This window comes from Chitinophaga polysaccharea (assembly GCF_007829335.1).
In the GTDB taxonomy this organism is placed as follows: Bacteria; Bacteroidota; Bacteroidia; order Chitinophagales; family Chitinophagaceae; genus Chitinophaga; species Chitinophaga polysaccharea_B.
This window is the reverse complement of sequence record NZ_VIWO01000009.1, coordinates 115,704-133,619: the sequence shown is the minus strand read 5'-3', so window position 1 is coordinate 133,619 and position 17,916 is coordinate 115,704. Positions and strand designations below refer to the sequence as shown.

The following is a 17,916-nucleotide window of genomic DNA, read 5'->3' as shown; positions in this document are numbered from 1 at the left end:
GCATGGCCCCGGCTTCTCGGTTACTGGTGCAAATATATCCGTTACAGATGGTAGCGTAAGCTTAAATAAAACCCTCTGCCACGGGTGGTATAACCGTAGATTTCACTATACTTAACATCAAAAATGTTTTCAACACGTAACGTGGTAGAAAGAGAGCTGATAACATTGTATTTGACAAGAACGTCCAACAGTGAATAGTCACCCACTCCTTTGGTGGCCAACGCACCAAACGGGCCGGATGCTGAATTGTAATAAATATCACTGCGTGGACCTACATATTTGAGATTCATACCTAAAGAAATTTTTTCACCGGGCTGGTAAATTAAGCCGGCATTAGCCGTGCTGGGTCTTCTTACCAAACCAATGTTTTCAACTTCTTTATTGATGAAAGCACCGTTGGAAAATAGTTGCACCTGGCTGCCCTGTGTGTGCGCAGTGTCAATGCTCGACGGATTATACTCCAGCTTCCCGCTGATAAGACTCAGGTTGGCAAATACGGTCAACTTACTGGACATTTTTGAACGGATGGAGATTTCTATACCCTGGTTGGTTTGTTTGCCAATATTCAGATAAGTGTCACCGTGATAATCCATATATCCCAGCGCGTCAGTTTTTTTTGTTTTATCCCATAAATAGACGTAGTCGATACTGTTGGTCACCACTGTTTTAAAGTAGGAAATGCTGTAGCTGATATGGTCATCCACCTGTTGTTTAAAACCAAATTCCCATGATTGTGATACTTCGGGTTTCAGCGTTTTGTTGCCCCTGGTAATTCCGGAAGTCGGATCTTTTTCGGGTGAATAAAGCTGGTAAAGAGATGGTGCATTGAACCCGGTCGAATAAGAGGCAAACAACAAGGCATGTTCAGATACCTTGAACGAAGGATTAATCTGATAAGTCAGGTTATTGCCAAACAGATCGTGCCTGGTATTTCTTATCCCGAGGCCAATGGCAAAAGCCTTATACCGGTCATTGATAATACTTCCATCAAGATCGATATGTGCAAACTGGTTAATGGTCTTCACATGAATATGCAAAGAATCGAGATCTGATTTCGACTCATACACACCATTATTATTCGAATAATAGTAGGTACTGAAAGTCATTTTTTCATCACTCAATCCGCCGCCGATTACAGCGCTGAAGCCTTTTAACTGGAGGTTTACCTGCAACTCATTATTCGATACTAAACCTTTGTAGGTACCGGTATAATAGTTGCCATCATATTGCCCTGCCGTATTGATTACAGATGAATCGTCGACAAACACCCGCTTTAAATCAGTTAAGCCGCCTGTATAGGCCACCTTGAGTTTGTTATTGATAGTATAAGCTGCTCCGTAGGTAGTAAGGTTTCTCTTAAACCGGGAGGTGTAGTTATCGTCGTCGGTATAAGCTCCTTTATCTAAATCCGCTCTTTGATTCACATTTTTATAGGAAGCAAAAATATCCCATTTCTCATTTTTAAATCCAACTTTTCCAACCAGGTCCAGTTTGCTGAATCCATCCCGGTCGCGGTGGTTATGCTTGTAATCATTGACATTGGTCACGGTATCCACCGTGGCGTCCAGTCCGTTTACATTGGTATTGCTGGCCCCTGCATTAATATAAAAGCCACTTTTCGCAGTATAATTTAAAAAGACGTTTTCTCCTGATAAAAAAGTCCCGGCGCCAAAGGTACCTGCTTTTGCTTCGGCATCAATATGAAGCCCGGGTGCTTGTTGGGTTTTGGTGATGATATTGATCACTCCCCCGATAGCTGATGAACCATAAAGGGTGCTTTGGGAGCCTCGCACAATTTCTATTCTTTCAATATTCATCAACGACAACTCCGAAAGATCGGCGGCATTATCAGTAGACGTGGGATCAGTTATTTTTACACCGTCCACTAAAATAATGGTTTGATTGCTGTTGGCCCCCCTGGTGAAAATGCTTTGCAGTTGTCCCGGATTTTGTCCTGTACCCACAACAAAAATTCCTTCCTGTTGAGACAGGAGCTCTGCCATCCTATTCGCTCCCGAATTGGCAATTTGTTCGCTGGAGATTAGGGTGATGCTTCTGCCAATATCTTTGGGATCTTTTTCACTCCGTGTGGCAGCCACCACTACTTCTTTAAGGGATTTGGATAACGTGTCCCGCTGTTGCGCCGATACACACTGTGCAAACAGCAACGCCGCACTGCCGGCCAATAAGGCCGTAATTTTACTTTTCTCCTTTTTCATTTTAGTTTTTAAAAGTATTAATGAAAGGAGCAAAAGGAGGAATGGATAATATATTGCCAATGTGCAGGCTGTCAGTGTCCATTCGTAGCTTTTACCCGAAGCATTGAATCTGTAGACATTTAGGCAGGTCTCCTGGCTTGCTCTTGTGCTACCTTCCCATCCGATAAAACGAACAGTGGCTTTTTAAGAATGCACTTTTCAGCTTGTGCTGAAAGAGCTCACAGTTACGGGAATAGCCCCCGATTTAAACGGGGTTCCCTTTTAATCTTTTAACCGTTTGTAGCGGTAATAAGAACCATAAATGCAGCGCAAATATAGAAAATTCCTTCAATAAACTATTATTGTTGGATGATTTTGGAGGGAGCAGCCTAAAATGGTGCAAAGGGATCTCTTTAAAGAAATGATGAAAAAAACTGGGACAATTCTCTTGTGATAATATCTGATCAAAAACAGGATGCAGCATTCCAGGTAGGCAGAAATTATTAACTGTTCAGGCAGTGGAACTATCTGTACTCCCAACAGGGAAAGGGCATAAAACGTTTAATGGATAGTGCTTATGTTAGCGCAAATGAAAGACAACATTAATTGATATTTTATGTATATATTTAGGTACATGCTAATTTTGTATAGTGAAAAAATAATATATTTCAAATACCTCACCATGCAAAAGATAAAACGCTTTTTGTTACCGGCCGCCATTGTTGTTAGCATGGTGTTATTAATTAACATCTTTATACAGATTTCGTCACAATGGCGAACCCTTATCTTTATACTTGGCGGGGTTGTAGGCACGCTACCTCTTATTAAAGAAATTACCCATTCATTCAAATTAAAAAAAATAGATTTAGGCATTCCAGTTCTTGCAACCATCGTCATTCTTTTTTATGTAAAGGAATTTTGGATTGCCTGTGTTTTTATGTTGGTGATAATTTTGGGCAATATTTTCAAAGAATATATTCTATGGAAAGTAGAACAGTCCGTAAAGGAAATATCTCGATCCTTGCCAGACAGTGCATTTTTAAAAACAGACGAAATTCGGGAAATAAAAATTAAGGACATCAGGAAGGATGATACTTTGATTGTAAAAGCAGGTGGCAGCATTCCTGTAGATGGAATTTTACTTTCTGATGAAGCAATGTTGGATGAATCTGTAATAACGGGGGAATCCCGCTTAATCACTAAAAAAAAGGGCGATCATTTGGTTGCGGGTTCCATAAATCAGAATAATTCCCTTGAAATGCAGGTTGTCAATACAAGCGAAAGTTCTACACTGGCACAAATTCATAAACTGGTTGAGGAAGCTCAAAGTCATAGCACTCAACTTTCCAGATTCACTACTAAATTTGCTTTTATTAATAGTGCTGTAGCACTCATTGGCACAATATTAATTTATGTATCCACTAGAAATCTATTACAGGCTTTGGCCTTCTGGATAGCACTAGTACCGGTTGTTTTTGCCATAATTGTTCCCGTAGCTACTACTATTGGGATTAGTAAACTTGCAAAAAATGGTATCATGGTTAAAACGGGAGAAGCACTTGAGAATCTTACGCGGATTGACTCAATTGTATTTGATAAGACGGGAACTTTAACAATGGGTGCACCAGAAATCAACAAAATCATCATACTTGATAAGACATTCAGCGAAACTTCTTTATTGGAACTTTCTGCCAGCGTGGAAAAATATTCAGAACATCCCCTATCACGTGCTTTTATACAGAAAGCAACCACTTTGAATATTTCATTCTCACCGGTTGATCACATAGAAATTATAAAAGGTAAAGGCTTACAAGGAATATGTAAGGGCAAAAGAGTATTGATTGGCAGTCTGCATTTAATACAGGAAGAAGGATTTATGATACCTTTTGAAGTCCAAAACACCATTAAAGAAAGTGAGTCTGAAAGGAGTACAGCAATTTTTGTAATTGTTGATGAATCCCTCGCTGGTGTCATTTTTCTTGCTGATCAATTGAGAGATCACATAAAGGAAACAATGGCTGCGCTTAAGAACATGCAGATGAAACTTACAATGCTCACCGGTGACAATAAAATCATCGCAGAAAAAGTAGCGCACGACGTTGGAATTACTCGCTTTTATGCAGAAACACTGCCACAAGATAAAATCAAATACATACAGGAATTTAAGTCAAATGGTGAAAAGGTAATTATGATTGGAGATGGCATTAATGATGCTCCAGCATTGTCCGAGTCAAATGTAGGAATAGCTATGGGACTTCGCGGAACCGATATCACGTTAAATTCCGCCAAAGTAGTACTGTTAAATGATAATATTGAGGTTTTACCTTATACGCTCCTAATGTCGAAAAAAGTGCTGCATATTATTCGATTAGATTTATATCTGGCTACCGTTATTCACGTAACGGCTGCATGCCTGTCAGTTGCTGGCATTATAACTATTCTGGGAAGCGCTGTAATTCACCAGGTAAGTTCGGTTCTTGTATTACTAAATACGCTTAGATTATTTACTATAAGAAAACCATAATAACCAAATAAAATGAAAAAAATTCTTATTGCTATTGATGGAGGTGTTTTATCCGAGAAAATTGCTCAAAAAGGCTACGAATTGGCAAAAGAAGCAGCAACTGAGGTTGCTTTGGTGTATGTTGTAGATACTGAAATTACAACAGGTGAGGGAGGGTATACAACTTCCGATCTAATAAATACTTATAAAGAAGAAGGCAAGGAAATTCTGGAAAGACTGAAACGAAAACTCTCCAATAAAGACATATGGATTTTTACGGAGGTTGGCAATCCAGCTAAAACTATCATTAAACTTGCCAATGAATGGGACGCAAATATGATTGTGATAGGAACACACGGACGCACTGGATTAAACCATCTCTTAATGGGAAGTGTAGCAGAACATGTAATCAGACATGCTACAGTACCGGTATTAGTAATATCTGCAAAAGTAAAATGAAATAAGTTGGATAACAGTCTCCAATTGCCTATAGACAATTAATTGGATAGCACCCACATTAAAAAGCGGGTGGACTAAATTGTATTAGTTACTATTGAATCAGACAAATTGAAATTGTCAGTATCAACTTATTCTTACACGCTGTCTAACTTAAAAAAGATTCCAAATAAAAATGGACAAACCAAGCGTAATCTTGATTTGTCCACTTTAGTGCCCAGAACTGGATTCGAACCAGCACACCCTTGCAGGCGCTGCGACCTGAACACAGTGCGTCTACCAATTTCGCCATCTGGGCAACTGATTTCGTGTCAGGGAGTGCAAATATAAGCAGTCATTTCTTTTCTCCAAAAAAATATCAACTTTTTTTCAAACTAACGTGAAAGGATATACTAATAATTATAAATAAACCCAAAGGAGGTAATACTAAAAGGCATTGCTCCACGAGCTACCAGGTACAGGTCGTGCACTCCTTCGGCGTGACGCAGGTTACCGGTTAATTTCAACGCATAGGTGCTATCACCGGTATAAGGAATCTCCAGGGTGCCTATAATTTTCCCTTTGGGCTTGTCGATCCGAAATTCTAACCGCGCATTGCTCTTTTTGTGCTCCGAAGCTACCTCTACCCGGAAACCTATTTCCCCCAGGCTCAGGTTTACCTGCGCAAAACTCAGGTAGCTCCCCTCTTTCATCTGGAATTCCGTGGCCCTGTTCCCCTTCTTTGCCGCTGGCGCTGGCGCCGCCGTCTGTCCAATGGCAGACAATGGCACAAAAGCAAAAAGCAGCAATAACATCAGCCTCATAGGGATAGGATAGGTGTCTTCTCTTTATATACGTACCGGTATGATTACTACCAGCGCGATAAATTAATAATAAATATCATAAAATTAAGGAATTATGTAATATCATAGCAAAATAATAACACCCGCTGATCAAAATCAGCCCTTCCAATGACACAGGTCAGCATGCCCCTTCCCATTCCGTCATACCTTTAGCCTGTTAAGAAAGTCGCTTGTTAAACATAAAAAACGGAAGCCATGGAAGAAACACTCGTTTCATTAAGCCAATATCGTGGCGCACCTGCCGTCACTATCATATTATCCACCCATAGAACATTCCCAGACAACAGACAGGATATAATACATCTTAAAAAACTGGTAACGGAAGCTGAAAACAGGTTGTACGATACCTACGATAAACGTGAAGTATGGCCCCTGCTGGATAAAATTAAAGCCGCGGAGGCTGATATTGATCACAACTATAACCTCGATAGCCTGGTCATTTTCGCTAATGCCGGCCACGCACAGGTAATCAAACTCCCTGTCCCGGCCACCGACCGCGTAGTAATAGGCGACCGTTACGAAATACGCCCCTTGCTCAAAGCCTTACAGCAACTGGAACACTATTACATCCTCACCATCGGACGTCAGAAAATCAGGCTCCTGGAAGCATACAATGATACGTTGATAAGAGAAGTCAACAACAATGATTTCCCTTATGAGAACAATTACCACACCACCGACCCCATGAGATTACAACAGGCCGACCTCGTCGATGACCTGCAGAGAGAATTTTTCAATACAGCGGATAAACGCTTCAAAAAGTATTATTACGAAAATCCCCTGCCGGTAATTCTTTTAGGAGACAATAAAAGCGTTGCCCACTTCCAGGAAGAAATGGATATCAAAAATATCGTCTTACGTACTGCCCCCGGCAGCTACGATCACAGCACCCATTATGAAATCCTGCGGGCAACTTTTCCACTGATACTGCAACATATGGCTGATAAAGAAACTGCCGCCCTGGAAGCTATCGCCAACGCTCAATCTACACAAAAACTGCTGGTAGACCTCAACGATATCTACCGTGCCGCCAATACCGGCACCGCAGATACCCTGTACATAGAAAAAACATACTTCCAACCCGGCAATATTCATAACGATACCATCAGCCTGTCTGGTACATCCGACGGTGAAGACGTGACCCTGGTGATCATAGATACCCTGCTCCAGAAAAATGGTAAAGTGGTATTCATGGAGGAAAACACACTCAACGCCTACCAGGGCATCGCCCTCATTACCCGCTTTTCCTGATTTGCATATATAAAAACAACGAGGCCCGCAACAAATGCTGTTGCGGGCCTCGTTTACTATAGCACTGAATACAGCTATTTGATAAGCCCCATGTCCTTCAGTTTAGCCGCCGCCTCTATCAGCATCGCCCCGCTCAACTGCGTAGTCAAGTCGCTGCTGGCCGCCTGGGTCGTCCAGTCTTTATTAAAGAGTACCTGCGGGCGGGTAGTTCCCTTCAACCACAGCGTTTCTGCATTCAACTGCAGGAAAGCCGCAAACTTGGCCGCGTCGGTGCTGCTGACGCTTCCATCGGTGATCAGCAACATCAGGTAACGCACCAATACCCCTTTAAATAAACCACCATCTCCGCCCCCTTCATCTTTCAGGATATTGGCATTGGTAAATCCGCCCCCTAAAGTGTTGTTGGCCGTTTTCATGGCGTCGTTAAGGTAGATATTCTGGCCGGTTAACTTGTACAACTCCACCCCGGCACCTATATACACGCCCTGGTTATAGGTAAAGTTCCAGTTCTTGGTCACCTGCCCGCTGCCATCCTGGTTAATACCATCCCATACCAGGCCACTCGCAGGATCTACCAGGGTGCTTTTCTCCCAGTCGTAGATCTTCTTAGCCCAGGCAATGTCATCTGCATTTTGCGTAACAGCGTACATCCGGCAAGCAATGATACAGGCAGGCGCATTGGCCGGCGTATTTTTGTAGTTTTTCGATTTGTCCTTATTCCAGTGTATACCACCGCCCCATACATCATCCCAACCGCCTTTGATATCATTCCAGAGCAGTACCGCCACGTCTTTGTAACGGGTATCACCGGTAGCTTCAAAGGCGCGCAAACAGGCCAGCGTCATCCACTCCATATCATCATAGAAATAGTTGATATAAGTACCACCATTCTTCACTTTCATACCCGCCAGCAAATCATCCATGCGTGATTTAATAGCCGGATCATTTTTACGTATATAGGCGTCCGTTAGCACATCCAGCGCATGCGCATTGGGCCAGTAATTAAAAGTAGTGCCGCCACTACTGTTTTGGTTAAAATACTTCTCCTGGTTCCAGAAATTGCTGGTCAGCCCCTGCAGGGAGGAATCAGCTATCTGCGGCCAGTTGTATACATACCGGGCTTTGCCCGCTCCAGGACCCGGACCATCATCTACCGGCTCTTTCAAACACGCAGCATAAGCAAAGGACAATAATAGCATTGAATATCGTATAAGCTTCATAGTTACTTTTATTTAACGATCACTTCGTGGGTGTAATTCTTATCCGCCGTGAAGTATACATTAATATCACAGTTCTTGGTATCTGCTTCGGTGGCAAATTTGTAGCAATAGTTCCACTGGTCATTGTTGCTGATAGGCTTCAATTCCCAGTAGCTCAGCGGCGTAGCGCTGGTAGGGCGACTGTTATCTGCATTGGAACTCCCTATCCATTCATCGCCGGCATTGCCATCGCTATCTTTAACGGCTATACGGAACTTATAGCGCTCATCGCGGCCCCACGATTCCTGCTTAAACGTGATCAGCTGGCTCTTGATGCTCCAGGTGCTGTTGCCGGCATAACTGATTTCAAACAGGAACTTGTTCAGCGGCGCAAACCAAAGACCAATAGAAGTGATCTCGGTAACGGTAGCAGCGGCATTGTTGAAATCCAGGCGCAAACGATATACTTTGGTACCAGCAGTTTGTTCGCTTTCGCCACCTTCTTTTACAGCCGTACCCATTACGGAATAAGTGCTCGGCGTACCGGTATTCCGGTTGGTGAAATGATATTTACCATTTTTGAGAGAAGTGTAAATTTCGTATACTCCCGGCGCGGTAGACTTCAGCTTCAATGCCTTTGATAAATCGGCGCCCGCTTCTGTGGCCTCCCCGGTGAGATATACATCCGTAGGAATTTCCGCAAAACCATTGGGCCTTTCTACTTCTATCGTTTTCGACTCCGCCGCTTTCTGGATGTTATAGCCTTTGGAAGCCAGCACCGTCCATTTCAGCTTACCGGTAGCCAGCGAAGCAATACCCGCTTTGCCCGCGATACTATTCAGGTCTTTATGCGATAAAGTCAGCCTGTTTTGTACCCCGCCCCCATCTGATGAATATTTAGCCACCGGCGATGAAAAATCTCCATCGGCTTTATCAAAAGCCACCTCGTACATCACCAGCGAACCATCTTCCGCGCGGGCCTGGTCCCATTCAAAACTCACGGTAGCACTGGTAGTGGGTTGCAGCTTAATGTACTTGTTGTCCAGCGGCGCTGTGAGCTTAGGCACTGGCTGCAGATTGGTATTGAGTGAATAATCATCTCTCTTACAGCTGAACAATAAAACACTCAGTATAATGATTAAATATTTTTGCATATGATTACAGTTTTAGGTGGAAGGATTACCAGTCTTGGTTTTGTGAAAGATTTTTATTCTGATCGCGTTCTACTGTGGGCACCGGCCACAGGTAGTGTTTAGGGTTGGTGAACAACCTGTTTTCTACAATAATATATCCATTGGGATCTTTATTGAAAGCCCCGGAACTTACTTTAATCCCTCTCACCGGCTTATTCATCACTACATCGGCAGTTTTCCAGCGACGTATATCCAGTATCCTCAATCCCTCAAACGTCAGCTCTGCTCTTCTTTCCCGGCGAATTACGGCGCGTTGCTGGTCCTGGTTCAGGGCCGCGTTAAATTGCGTAGCGCCGGCATCTGCGAAGCCCGCCCGCACTCTCAGCGGCTGAATAGTTTGGTTCCAGATGGTGGCATTCATCTGCCCTAACTCATTCTTTGCTTCGGCATACATCAGCAACACATCAGCATAGCGAACCAGGATCAGGTTTAAGCCCGACGAATAATTGGTGGCCGACCGGTCGTAATACTTATAGAAATAATAACCGGTGGGAGAAGCTCCCTGGTCATCTACCGTGTTGGTAGCCGGTACGGATCCCGGTTGCGTCAAAATGGTTTGTTGCACCCCGTTGAAGTCAGTTACCCTGGAACCGTGATGCAGGATGGTTGCATCAAAACGCGGGTCCCTGTTTGCATACGGGTTGTTTTCATCATAGCCTGAACCTGCCTCGGTAATGGCTTTACCATTGGTCATGATATAATCATTCACCAGGTCCTGCGTAGGCACCAGCACACTTCTCAACGCGGCAATGGTTTGTGGCAAAAACTGGCGTTGCTTATCGTATGTGCGGCCACCACCATACTCCAGGTCCAGGATCACTTCAGGGTTGTATTCATTTGCTACGGTAAACAGGTTGCTATAGCCGGAAAACAAGGAGTAAGTACCGTTGCTGGTCTTACCGATCAGCTGCTCGCAATCATTCACTATTCCCTGCCACTCGCCGCGAAACAGGTGTACACGGGCACTCATGGCAATGGCGGCGCCACGGGTCACCCGGCCACGGTCGCCCTGCGCCTGGTCGGTGTTGGTGGGCAAGTCTTTCTGGATATCGGCCAACTCAGATAATACAAACTGCTGTACGGTGTTTTTGTCGGTACGGGCAATCACACGCGACTGATCAATCGTAATCAGATCCGTATAAAAAGGTACATCCCCGAAAGATACGGTCAGCTGGAAGTAGGCATAGGCGCGGATAAAGCGGGCCTCGGCTACAATACGGCGCTTCAGCATGGCGTCCATCGCCGGCACCCGGTCTATATTGGTGGTAACGGTATTGCACCGGCGAATAGTGGTATAGTAATAAGACCAGGTATCTGCTACGCGGCCATTGGCGCCATCATAACCGCCGTTGGCAATGGCATTTACATTCAGCAGCCCTCCCCCATTGTTATAAGCGTTGTCGCTCAGCGCTTCGTCTCCAAAGAAATAATCATCCTTGGATAAATGCTCATAACAGGCAGCCAGGGCATCTAACGCATCCTGCGAATTGCGCCAGTAGGAGGTTTCGGTAAACTCCCGCGTAATCGGCTGATCCAGCTTACGACAGCCAAACAAACCCGCGGCAACTAGTATCGATAAAATTAACTTCTTCATACATGTGATTGTTTAGGCATCAAAACTTTACATCTACACCAAAAGAAAACGTGGCCGCATTCGGGTAATTACGCCCCGCAATAGGATTGTAATTAGACATGCTCAACTTATCATCGAATTGGGAAAACTCAGGATCCACTCCCAGCTGGCGGAAACGTTTAGGCGTAATCGTTATCAGGTTCTGACTGGTGAAATATACCCGCACGCCCTGCATACCAGCCCGTCTCATCAGCGACGCCGGCAGGCTATAGCCGATCTGCAGGTTCTTCAGGCGTAGGTATTTGGTGTCAAATAGCCAGTAGTCGGAATAGGCAAAGTTGTTGGCATCTGCCGATCCAATGGTTAAACGGGGATAGCTCGCATCCGGGTTAGTGGGCGTCCAGCGATCCAGGTGCTGTACCATGGCATGGTCTTCATTATTGTGGAAGGCCTCTACAATATCGCCGCGCAGGAACTGCGAACGCTTGCCCACTCCCTGCCAGAACATGGTAAAGTCGAAGTTCTTCCAGCTCACATTGTAGGTAAAGCCAAAAGTGTAGCGGGGAAACGGGTTACCGAAAATATAGCGGTCGTTTTCATCAATCACGCCATCCTTGTTACGGTCTATGTATTTGATATCTCCCGGCATCACCTGCTGGTTATAGGCAAACGGTACTTTAGGCGCATTCTTCAGATCGTCGAGGTTCTGGTATAAACCGTTGGACTTATAACCATAATAAGATGCAATCGGGTAGCCTTCCTTGATGATAAAGGTTACATCCGAACCACGCACCGACTCCTGTCCAAACTTAATTACCTTGTTGAGGTTATCGGCCAGGTTAAATCCGAAGTTGTGATGAAAAGCCCCGGTAGTGGCGCGATAGTTCACGGTAAACTCCCAGCCCTTGTTATCTACCTTTCCTACGTTTTCCAGTGGCGCAGATGTACCCGCAGTACCCGGTACGGTCTGGAACAGGTAAATACCCGTGGTCATTTTATCAAAATAATCGAAGGAAGCAGTTAACCGGCCATTGAAGAAATCGGCGTCCACACCATAGTTGCTCATGGTGGAAATTTCCCACTTCAACAGGTCGTTGTAAGTAGAAAAGGTATTACCAGGGGCAATAGAGTTATTAAAGGAATAGTTGGCGTTGTTGATACTTACACGCGACAAATAGTTGAAACCACCAATATTAGAGTTACCCACCTGTCCCCAGGAATAGCGCAGTTTAAAGTTACCGATACGGTTCTTCACTTCTTCCATAAAAGCTTCATCGGTCAGTCTCCATCCCAGTGAAAACGCAGGGAAGAACTGCCAGCGATGGCCCGGCGCCAGCTTGGAAGAACCGTCATACCGCCAGGTAAACTCTGCCAGGTATTTGTCGTTGTAAGCGTAGTTCAAACGGCCAAACAAGGAGTTCAACGCATATAAATTCGGATTACGTATATCATTGTACGTGCCTATATCCCGGTAATCGTAAGTGCCATCTGGCTTAGGAATATAACCACCGCCGATAGACCAGTCGTTATCGAGATTGGTGGTACCAAACCGGTCTGCTCTCAGGCCATAGCTTTCATTGATAGCATCGCTACGCGCGCCCACCTGGCCTTTCACATAGTGCTTGCCAAACGTATTTTCATACTCCGCTGTAGCATAGATGTTGGTGGTCAGATCTTTGTATTCATTCTGATGCAACTCGTTATACATGGGCGGTGTAGCCGTGGTATAATAAGGTGCGTAGGTAAATTTGTTGGTGCGGCTGGTATTATTCTCAATGTTATAATTACCGGAGGCATTCAGATTAATCCTGAAATGATTCACGGGTGTGATCACCACATCGAGCCCCCCCATCAGGTTATCAACCGATTTCAGGTTATATCCCATATCGGCCAGCTGTGCAAATACGCTGTTGCTGGTGAGGGCCGGCACTACCCAGTTGCCCAGGGTATCTTTTACCGGGTAAATACGCGGTACGCGCATCGCATCGCGGATCAGCATGCCGATGTCGGCTACCTGTGTACGGAAATTGGAACGGGTATAAGCTGCATTACCACTCACTTTCACGTATTTACTCACGTCGACGGATACGTTTAAGCGGGCATTGTATCTTTTATAAAAGAAGTCCTGTGGCACATATTTATTCTGTAGCATGTTGCCCTGATCCAGGTATCCCAGGGAAAGCAGGTAGCTGCTGGTTTTACCACCGCCGGTCAGGCTGACATTATGATTTTGCTGCGGCGTATATTTCCGGATCATTTCCGAAAGCATACCAGGTTCGGAACCGCGGTCGTGCCAGTACTTGATATCGGAAGGTGAAAACTGTGGTGTTTTACCGGAGTTCACCAGCGCTTCATTTTTCAGGGTCATGTACTGCCAGGCTTCTACCTGACGGGGTAGTGTAGTAGGCGTTTGCCAGCCGTACATGCCATTATATTGTACAGAAGGGCGCTCATCTTTCTTACCTTTTTTGGTGGTAATATATACAACACCGTTAGCTGCCTGTGAACCGTAAATAGCGGCCGATGCTGCATCTTTTAATACAGAGATGGTTTCTACATCATAAGGGTTCAGGTTCTGCAAGCCGCTGTTGCCGGCTTGTATACCATCAATGATTACCAGCGGTGCGTTGCCGGTTAAGCTACCCACCCCACGGATGTTCATGGTCATGGCGGCTCCCGGTTCAGCGGTATTCTGCTGCATGATCAGGTTGGGCGCCTGTCCCTGTAAAGCCTGGAACATATTTACCGATGGCCTGCTGGTAATGTCTTTGGAAGATACGGTGCTGATGGCCGCCGTCACCTGCTTTTTCTGCTGTTGTCCATAAGCCGTAACCACTACTTCTCCCAGGTCTTTTGGGTCGGCGCTGAGGGTTACCATGATACTGGTTCTTCCGTCGATGGCGATTTCAGTGGCCGTATACCCGACAGAAGAAAATATCAGTACCCCGTTTGCCGCTACTGCCGGCACTTTCAGCGTATAGTTGCCTTCTGCATTGGTAACGGTGCCAATGCTCTGCCCTTTCAGACGGATATTGACACCGGGAATGGCTTGTCCCTTGCTATCCACTATGCGGCCCGTGATGATCAGTTCCTGCTGTTGGGCACCGATAGTGCTGGCATCTCCTTTTTTGAGGATAATTTTATTGGCGATATATTCATAATGGATTTCCAACGGTGGCAGGATCATCTGCAACACATCATCCAGCTTATTATCCTTTACAGTAAGGGATATTTTTTGTGCTGCTTTGATATCATCGTTGGCATAGACAAATACCAGGGAGGTTTGTGCTTCTATTTTTTCCAGTACTTGTGCCAGCGTGGCATTTTCTACCTGCAGGCTAACGAGGTAGTTGAGCGCTGGCGGTCTTTCCCGCTCCTTTGCCGGCTGGTGCTGTACCTGCCGCCGCAGGCCTGCCGCATAGGCCACCTGTGCACGCAGGTCCAGCACGCTCAGCAACGATAAACAAACAATCAGTGATAGGAAAGGCTGGCGAAAAGAAGGCTTGTATAGTTCCTTTCTCATAACGTAGTGGTGATTAAAATGAATAAATGTTTGACGTTGGCTTACAGATACCTGTTATTCCCCGATAACAAGCGTTGAGTCAGTGATACGATAGTGGAATGCTTTTGATCTGCTTAGGTAATACATAATGTCTTCCAGCGAATTATTATGGAAGGAGCCGGTAAGGCGGCACTGCCTGGGTGCATTGTTTTCGAAGATGACCTGCCGGTTGAAATTGCGTTGCAGGCTTGCGCCTATTTCTTCCAGTGTTGCATTTTTGAAGATCAACCGTCCTTCTGTCCACGCTTTGTCTTCAGCCCCGATGGTGTTATTTTTCACCAGGGTACCGCTACTGGCGGTGTAGGTAATCTTCACATCCGGGGTTACCAGGATGGTATCGCTGGCTTTCCGGGCATCTTCATACCGGGGGATAAAGGCGATCTTTCCCGTTACTACTGCGGTTTGAAGCGGTTCGTTTTCGTAAGCGCGGATATTGAAAGAAGTCCCCAATACCTTGATGGTACCATTCTTCAGATGCACAATAAATGGTCGTTTCGCGTTGGTGGCTACATCGAAAAAGGCTTCTCCTTCCAGGTAAATTTCCCGGCTGTTGCCGTTGAATTGCTGCGGATAGGTGAGCATACTTTCTGCATTCAGCCATATCTTACTGCCGTCTGCCAGCTCAATAAAGGAGCGGGAAGCCTGGCCATTCTTACGTTTCAACCATTGTTGGGCCATGGGGGTGTTTACCTTTGCCGGCTGATTAAAGAAGTAGAGAACTCCCCCGAGCAAACAGGCGGCTGCAGCCACTGCTGCGGCCCATTTCCAGGTGGTCATGCGTTTTATTATTACCGGCGCCGCGGGCGCCGCCACGGGAGGCGATTTAATTTTAGCCCAGGTACGTTGCAGGGCCTGTTCTGTATCTTCCGCCGCCAGGTGCCGGGCATCATTAAAATAGTGGCACAGTTGGTTGTACCGCTCTTTTAATGCCGGGTGTTGGACCAGCAGTTGCTCCAGCTCCGACAGCTCTGCCGGGCTGGCGGATCCTGCCAGCTTACGCGTGACCAGTAATACAAAATGCGCTTCGTTTATCATAATATGGAATCTGTTCAGGAATAAGGACAGGTACCGAAGCAGGAATTACTTACAGGCAGGGAAAATATTTTTTTAATTTTTTCGGGAGAGAGGGTAATAAGCGGAGCAAAAGGATAAAACAATGATGCAAAGCGGGGCTGTTGATACGGGTCAGCATATTCCCGGGAAAGAGAGCGCCAGCAATACCAGCAAGGGAGGCAACACATTCTTTGGTTTTCCCAGGGAGCCCAGGCCTTCATTCAAACGGCGCATAGCCCGGAACAGCTGGGTTTCTACAGTCCTCGGAGAAATATTCAGGATTTCGGCCACCTCCTTATATTTAAAGCCGTCTTCTTTGATCAGCTGGAAAATACGCCGGCATTGGGCGGGCAGGGCGGCCACGATCTGGTCCATTTTGAAACGCATCTCCTTCCATTCCAGGTCCCGCTCCAGGTCTACACTATTGCACAGATCCGCTGTATCCGACCCTGATAGCGGTACAATACGTAAATGGGAATATTGTTCCAGGTAGTTGAGCGAATGGTTCTTGACCGCTACGAAAAGGTATACCTGTAAATTGGATACCTTCTCCAGCTCACTGCGGCGGTTCCAGAGTTTTACGAACACATCGGACACAATTTCTTCCGCCACCTCCCGTACATGTACGTAGCGGATACAAAACTGCAACAACCGCTCGTACTGGTGACGAAACAGCCTTGAAAAAGCCTGCTCATCATCATAACGTGCTATCTGCATCTGCCATTCACTGATTTCATCCATGCTCATGGTTGCGCTAAAACGTTTTTGCTAAATGGACAAAAAAAAAGAAAAACGCTGTATTGATTTGGTTGCCTGGTAAGGGCTATATTTTGGTTGGCGCCCTTCCGGGAGCAATAATAAATAAAAGGAATAATAAAAACAACAACGCCCCCGTCCTCTTTAAACGTTAAAAATACGCTTTATCAAGCCGCGGGCTTATACCCAACCTTCCTTCAGGGCCTTTACTACCATTTCGGCGGAAGAATGGACACCTGTTTTTTGCAGCATGTTCTTGCGGTGTTTGTCTACCGTTTGACGGCTGATATTTAACTCATCGGCAATTTTCCGGCTCGACATGCCCAGCAGCAACAGCTCCAGCACTTGCTTTTCCCGCCGGGTCAGCACTTCATGAGAGGGGCTAAACCCTTTCTTAATATCTATATTTAAATAAGACGGCTCTCCATCCAATCCCACAAAGGATAATACCGGCGGCCCGGATGATTTCAGGTGGGTAATATCGATATGTACCCCGAAAGTACGTAATATGGCGCCATCTTCGCCATGCTGCAGCGGCGTGGTTTGGTGCAGCATCCGCAGGTACTGCCCATCGGCTTTGCGCACGCGCAGATCGTAGCGCACTTTATATTTCAGTATTTTATCGATAGGCAGCCATTCGAAAAAAGCTACTGCCTGCTGTTCAAAATCCAGGAACCAGCCAATGTCTTCGGGATGTATATAACTCATTATTTTGGCCACGGTACATTCCTCTGCCCTATAGCCCAATATGTCCGCAATACCTGGATGTACATAATCAAACTCTCCCCTGGTGGCATTAAAAATAAAGTAATAACAATCACCTACCTGGAAAAAGGGAAGTATCTTTTTTTGTATATCCAATTCGGGTATCGACAGCGGCGGCGCCACGTTTTCCGCGACTACCTTCCATATTTTTCTGGCTGCTTCATACATAGGCATTTCAAATTTACAAACAGGAAAACCGTTACCTATCGTTGTGAACGGGTACAACAAATAGCCAGCTTTTTTAGCTCAGGATATTAAAAGATACGAAAACAATTGAAATACTCACACATATCAGTGCCACGAGGAAGGTATAATCGGCTATTTGTTCCAGTCGCTCTCCATGTTTGTCCCGGCGCGTTTTCATCGATAAGAAGGATAGCAAACAACTCGCCATCAGTAATATGGCTGCTATCCCGGTACAATCGTCAATAATAGTGGCATTGTTCAACCGGGCCACTTTGATGGAAGTCAACACAATCAGGCAAAATCCCAGGAGATTGGTAGAGGTATTGAGTATATGAGGCGATTTACTATGATTGGCCATACTTTTTTTTGTTATTCCTGA

General features: G+C 45.4%; 13 protein-coding genes, 1 tRNA gene and 1 riboswitch. Of the genes, 3 read left to right on the top strand and 11 right to left on the bottom strand.

Features of this window, described 5'->3' with window-relative positions:
* Positions 1 to 41: 41 nt before the first annotated feature.
* The gene (locus tag FHW36_RS25320) at positions 42 to 2,219 is read right to left on the bottom strand and encodes a TonB-dependent receptor (RefSeq protein ID WP_145673310.1); all 2,178 of its coding nucleotides are present in this window, start codon (positions 2,217 to 2,219) and stop codon (positions 42 to 44) included.
* 105 nt (positions 2,220 to 2,324) lie between these two features.
* Positions 2,325 to 2,534: riboswitch (cobalamin riboswitch) on the bottom strand.
* 346 nt (positions 2,535 to 2,880) lie between these two features.
* Between FHW36_RS25320 and FHW36_RS25315 the strand changes: the two genes are divergently transcribed.
* On the top strand, positions 2,881 to 4,722 hold the full coding sequence (locus tag FHW36_RS25315) for a heavy metal translocating P-type ATPase (protein ID WP_186452593.1): 1,842 nt from the start codon (positions 2,881 to 2,883) through the stop codon (positions 4,720 to 4,722).
* Between the two features lie 12 nt (positions 4,723 to 4,734).
* Positions 4,735 to 5,160 (top strand): universal stress protein, encoded by a 426-nt coding sequence (locus tag FHW36_RS25310; RefSeq protein WP_145673307.1) that lies wholly within the window; start codon positions 4,735 to 4,737, stop codon positions 5,158 to 5,160.
* Positions 5,161 to 5,371: 211 nt separating this feature from the next.
* Here the strand turns inward: FHW36_RS25310 and FHW36_RS25305 are convergent.
* Positions 5,372 to 5,455: transfer RNA gene (locus FHW36_RS25305), tRNA-Leu, on the bottom strand.
* 94 nt (positions 5,456 to 5,549) lie between these two features.
* Positions 5,550 to 5,960, bottom strand: coding sequence for a carbohydrate-binding protein (locus FHW36_RS25300; RefSeq protein WP_145673306.1), 411 nt, complete (start codon positions 5,958 to 5,960; stop codon positions 5,550 to 5,552).
* Between the two features lie 234 nt (positions 5,961 to 6,194).
* Here FHW36_RS25300 and FHW36_RS25295 point away from each other — a divergent pair, with 234 nt between their 5' ends.
* Positions 6,195 to 7,250, top strand: a complete 1,056-nt coding sequence (locus FHW36_RS25295) for an AOC03_06830 family ribosome hibernation factor (protein WP_145673304.1) — start codon at positions 6,195 to 6,197, stop codon at positions 7,248 to 7,250.
* 74 nt (positions 7,251 to 7,324) lie between these two features.
* Here FHW36_RS25295 and FHW36_RS25290 read toward each other — a convergent pair whose 3' ends face one another.
* The 8 genes from FHW36_RS25290 to FHW36_RS25255 all read right to left on the bottom strand — a co-directional run bounded on the left by FHW36_RS25290 (position 7,325) and on the right by FHW36_RS25255 (position 17,895).
* On the bottom strand, positions 7,325 to 8,470 hold the full coding sequence (locus FHW36_RS25290) for a glycoside hydrolase family 76 protein (protein ID WP_145673302.1): 1,146 nt from the start codon (positions 8,468 to 8,470) through the stop codon (positions 7,325 to 7,327).
* 8 nt (positions 8,471 to 8,478) lie between these two features.
* Positions 8,479 to 9,603 carry a SusE domain-containing protein gene (locus FHW36_RS25285; protein ID WP_145673299.1) on the bottom strand — a complete coding sequence of 375 codons (1,125 nt, stop codon included), beginning with the start codon at positions 9,601 to 9,603 and terminating at the stop codon, positions 8,479 to 8,481.
* Positions 9,604 to 9,628: 25 nt separating this feature from the next.
* Entirely contained in the window at positions 9,629 to 11,236 is a 1,608-nt protein-coding gene (locus FHW36_RS25280) for a RagB/SusD family nutrient uptake outer membrane protein (RefSeq protein ID WP_145673297.1), read from the bottom strand.
* A 19-nt stretch (positions 11,237 to 11,255) separates the two neighbouring features.
* Complete coding sequence (locus FHW36_RS25275; RefSeq protein WP_145673295.1) at positions 11,256 to 14,738, bottom strand: TonB-dependent receptor; 3,483 nt, start codon at positions 14,736 to 14,738, stop codon at positions 11,256 to 11,258.
* Positions 14,739 to 14,792: 54 nt separating this feature from the next.
* A complete protein-coding gene (locus FHW36_RS25270) occupies positions 14,793 to 15,812 on the bottom strand; it encodes a FecR family protein (RefSeq protein ID WP_145673293.1) in 1,020 nt (339 codons plus the stop codon).
* A 150-nt stretch (positions 15,813 to 15,962) separates the two neighbouring features.
* The gene (locus FHW36_RS25265) at positions 15,963 to 16,577 is read right to left on the bottom strand and encodes an RNA polymerase sigma-70 factor (RefSeq protein WP_145673292.1); all 615 of its coding nucleotides are present in this window, start codon (positions 16,575 to 16,577) and stop codon (positions 15,963 to 15,965) included.
* 189 nt (positions 16,578 to 16,766) lie between these two features.
* Positions 16,767 to 17,519 (bottom strand): helix-turn-helix transcriptional regulator, encoded by a 753-nt coding sequence (locus FHW36_RS25260; protein ID WP_186452592.1) that lies wholly within the window; start codon positions 17,517 to 17,519, stop codon positions 16,767 to 16,769.
* Positions 17,520 to 17,592: 73 nt separating this feature from the next.
* On the bottom strand, positions 17,593 to 17,895 hold the full coding sequence (locus FHW36_RS25255; RefSeq protein WP_145673288.1) for a hypothetical protein: 303 nt from the start codon (positions 17,893 to 17,895) through the stop codon (positions 17,593 to 17,595).
* Between the last annotated feature and the right edge of the window lie 21 nt (positions 17,896 to 17,916).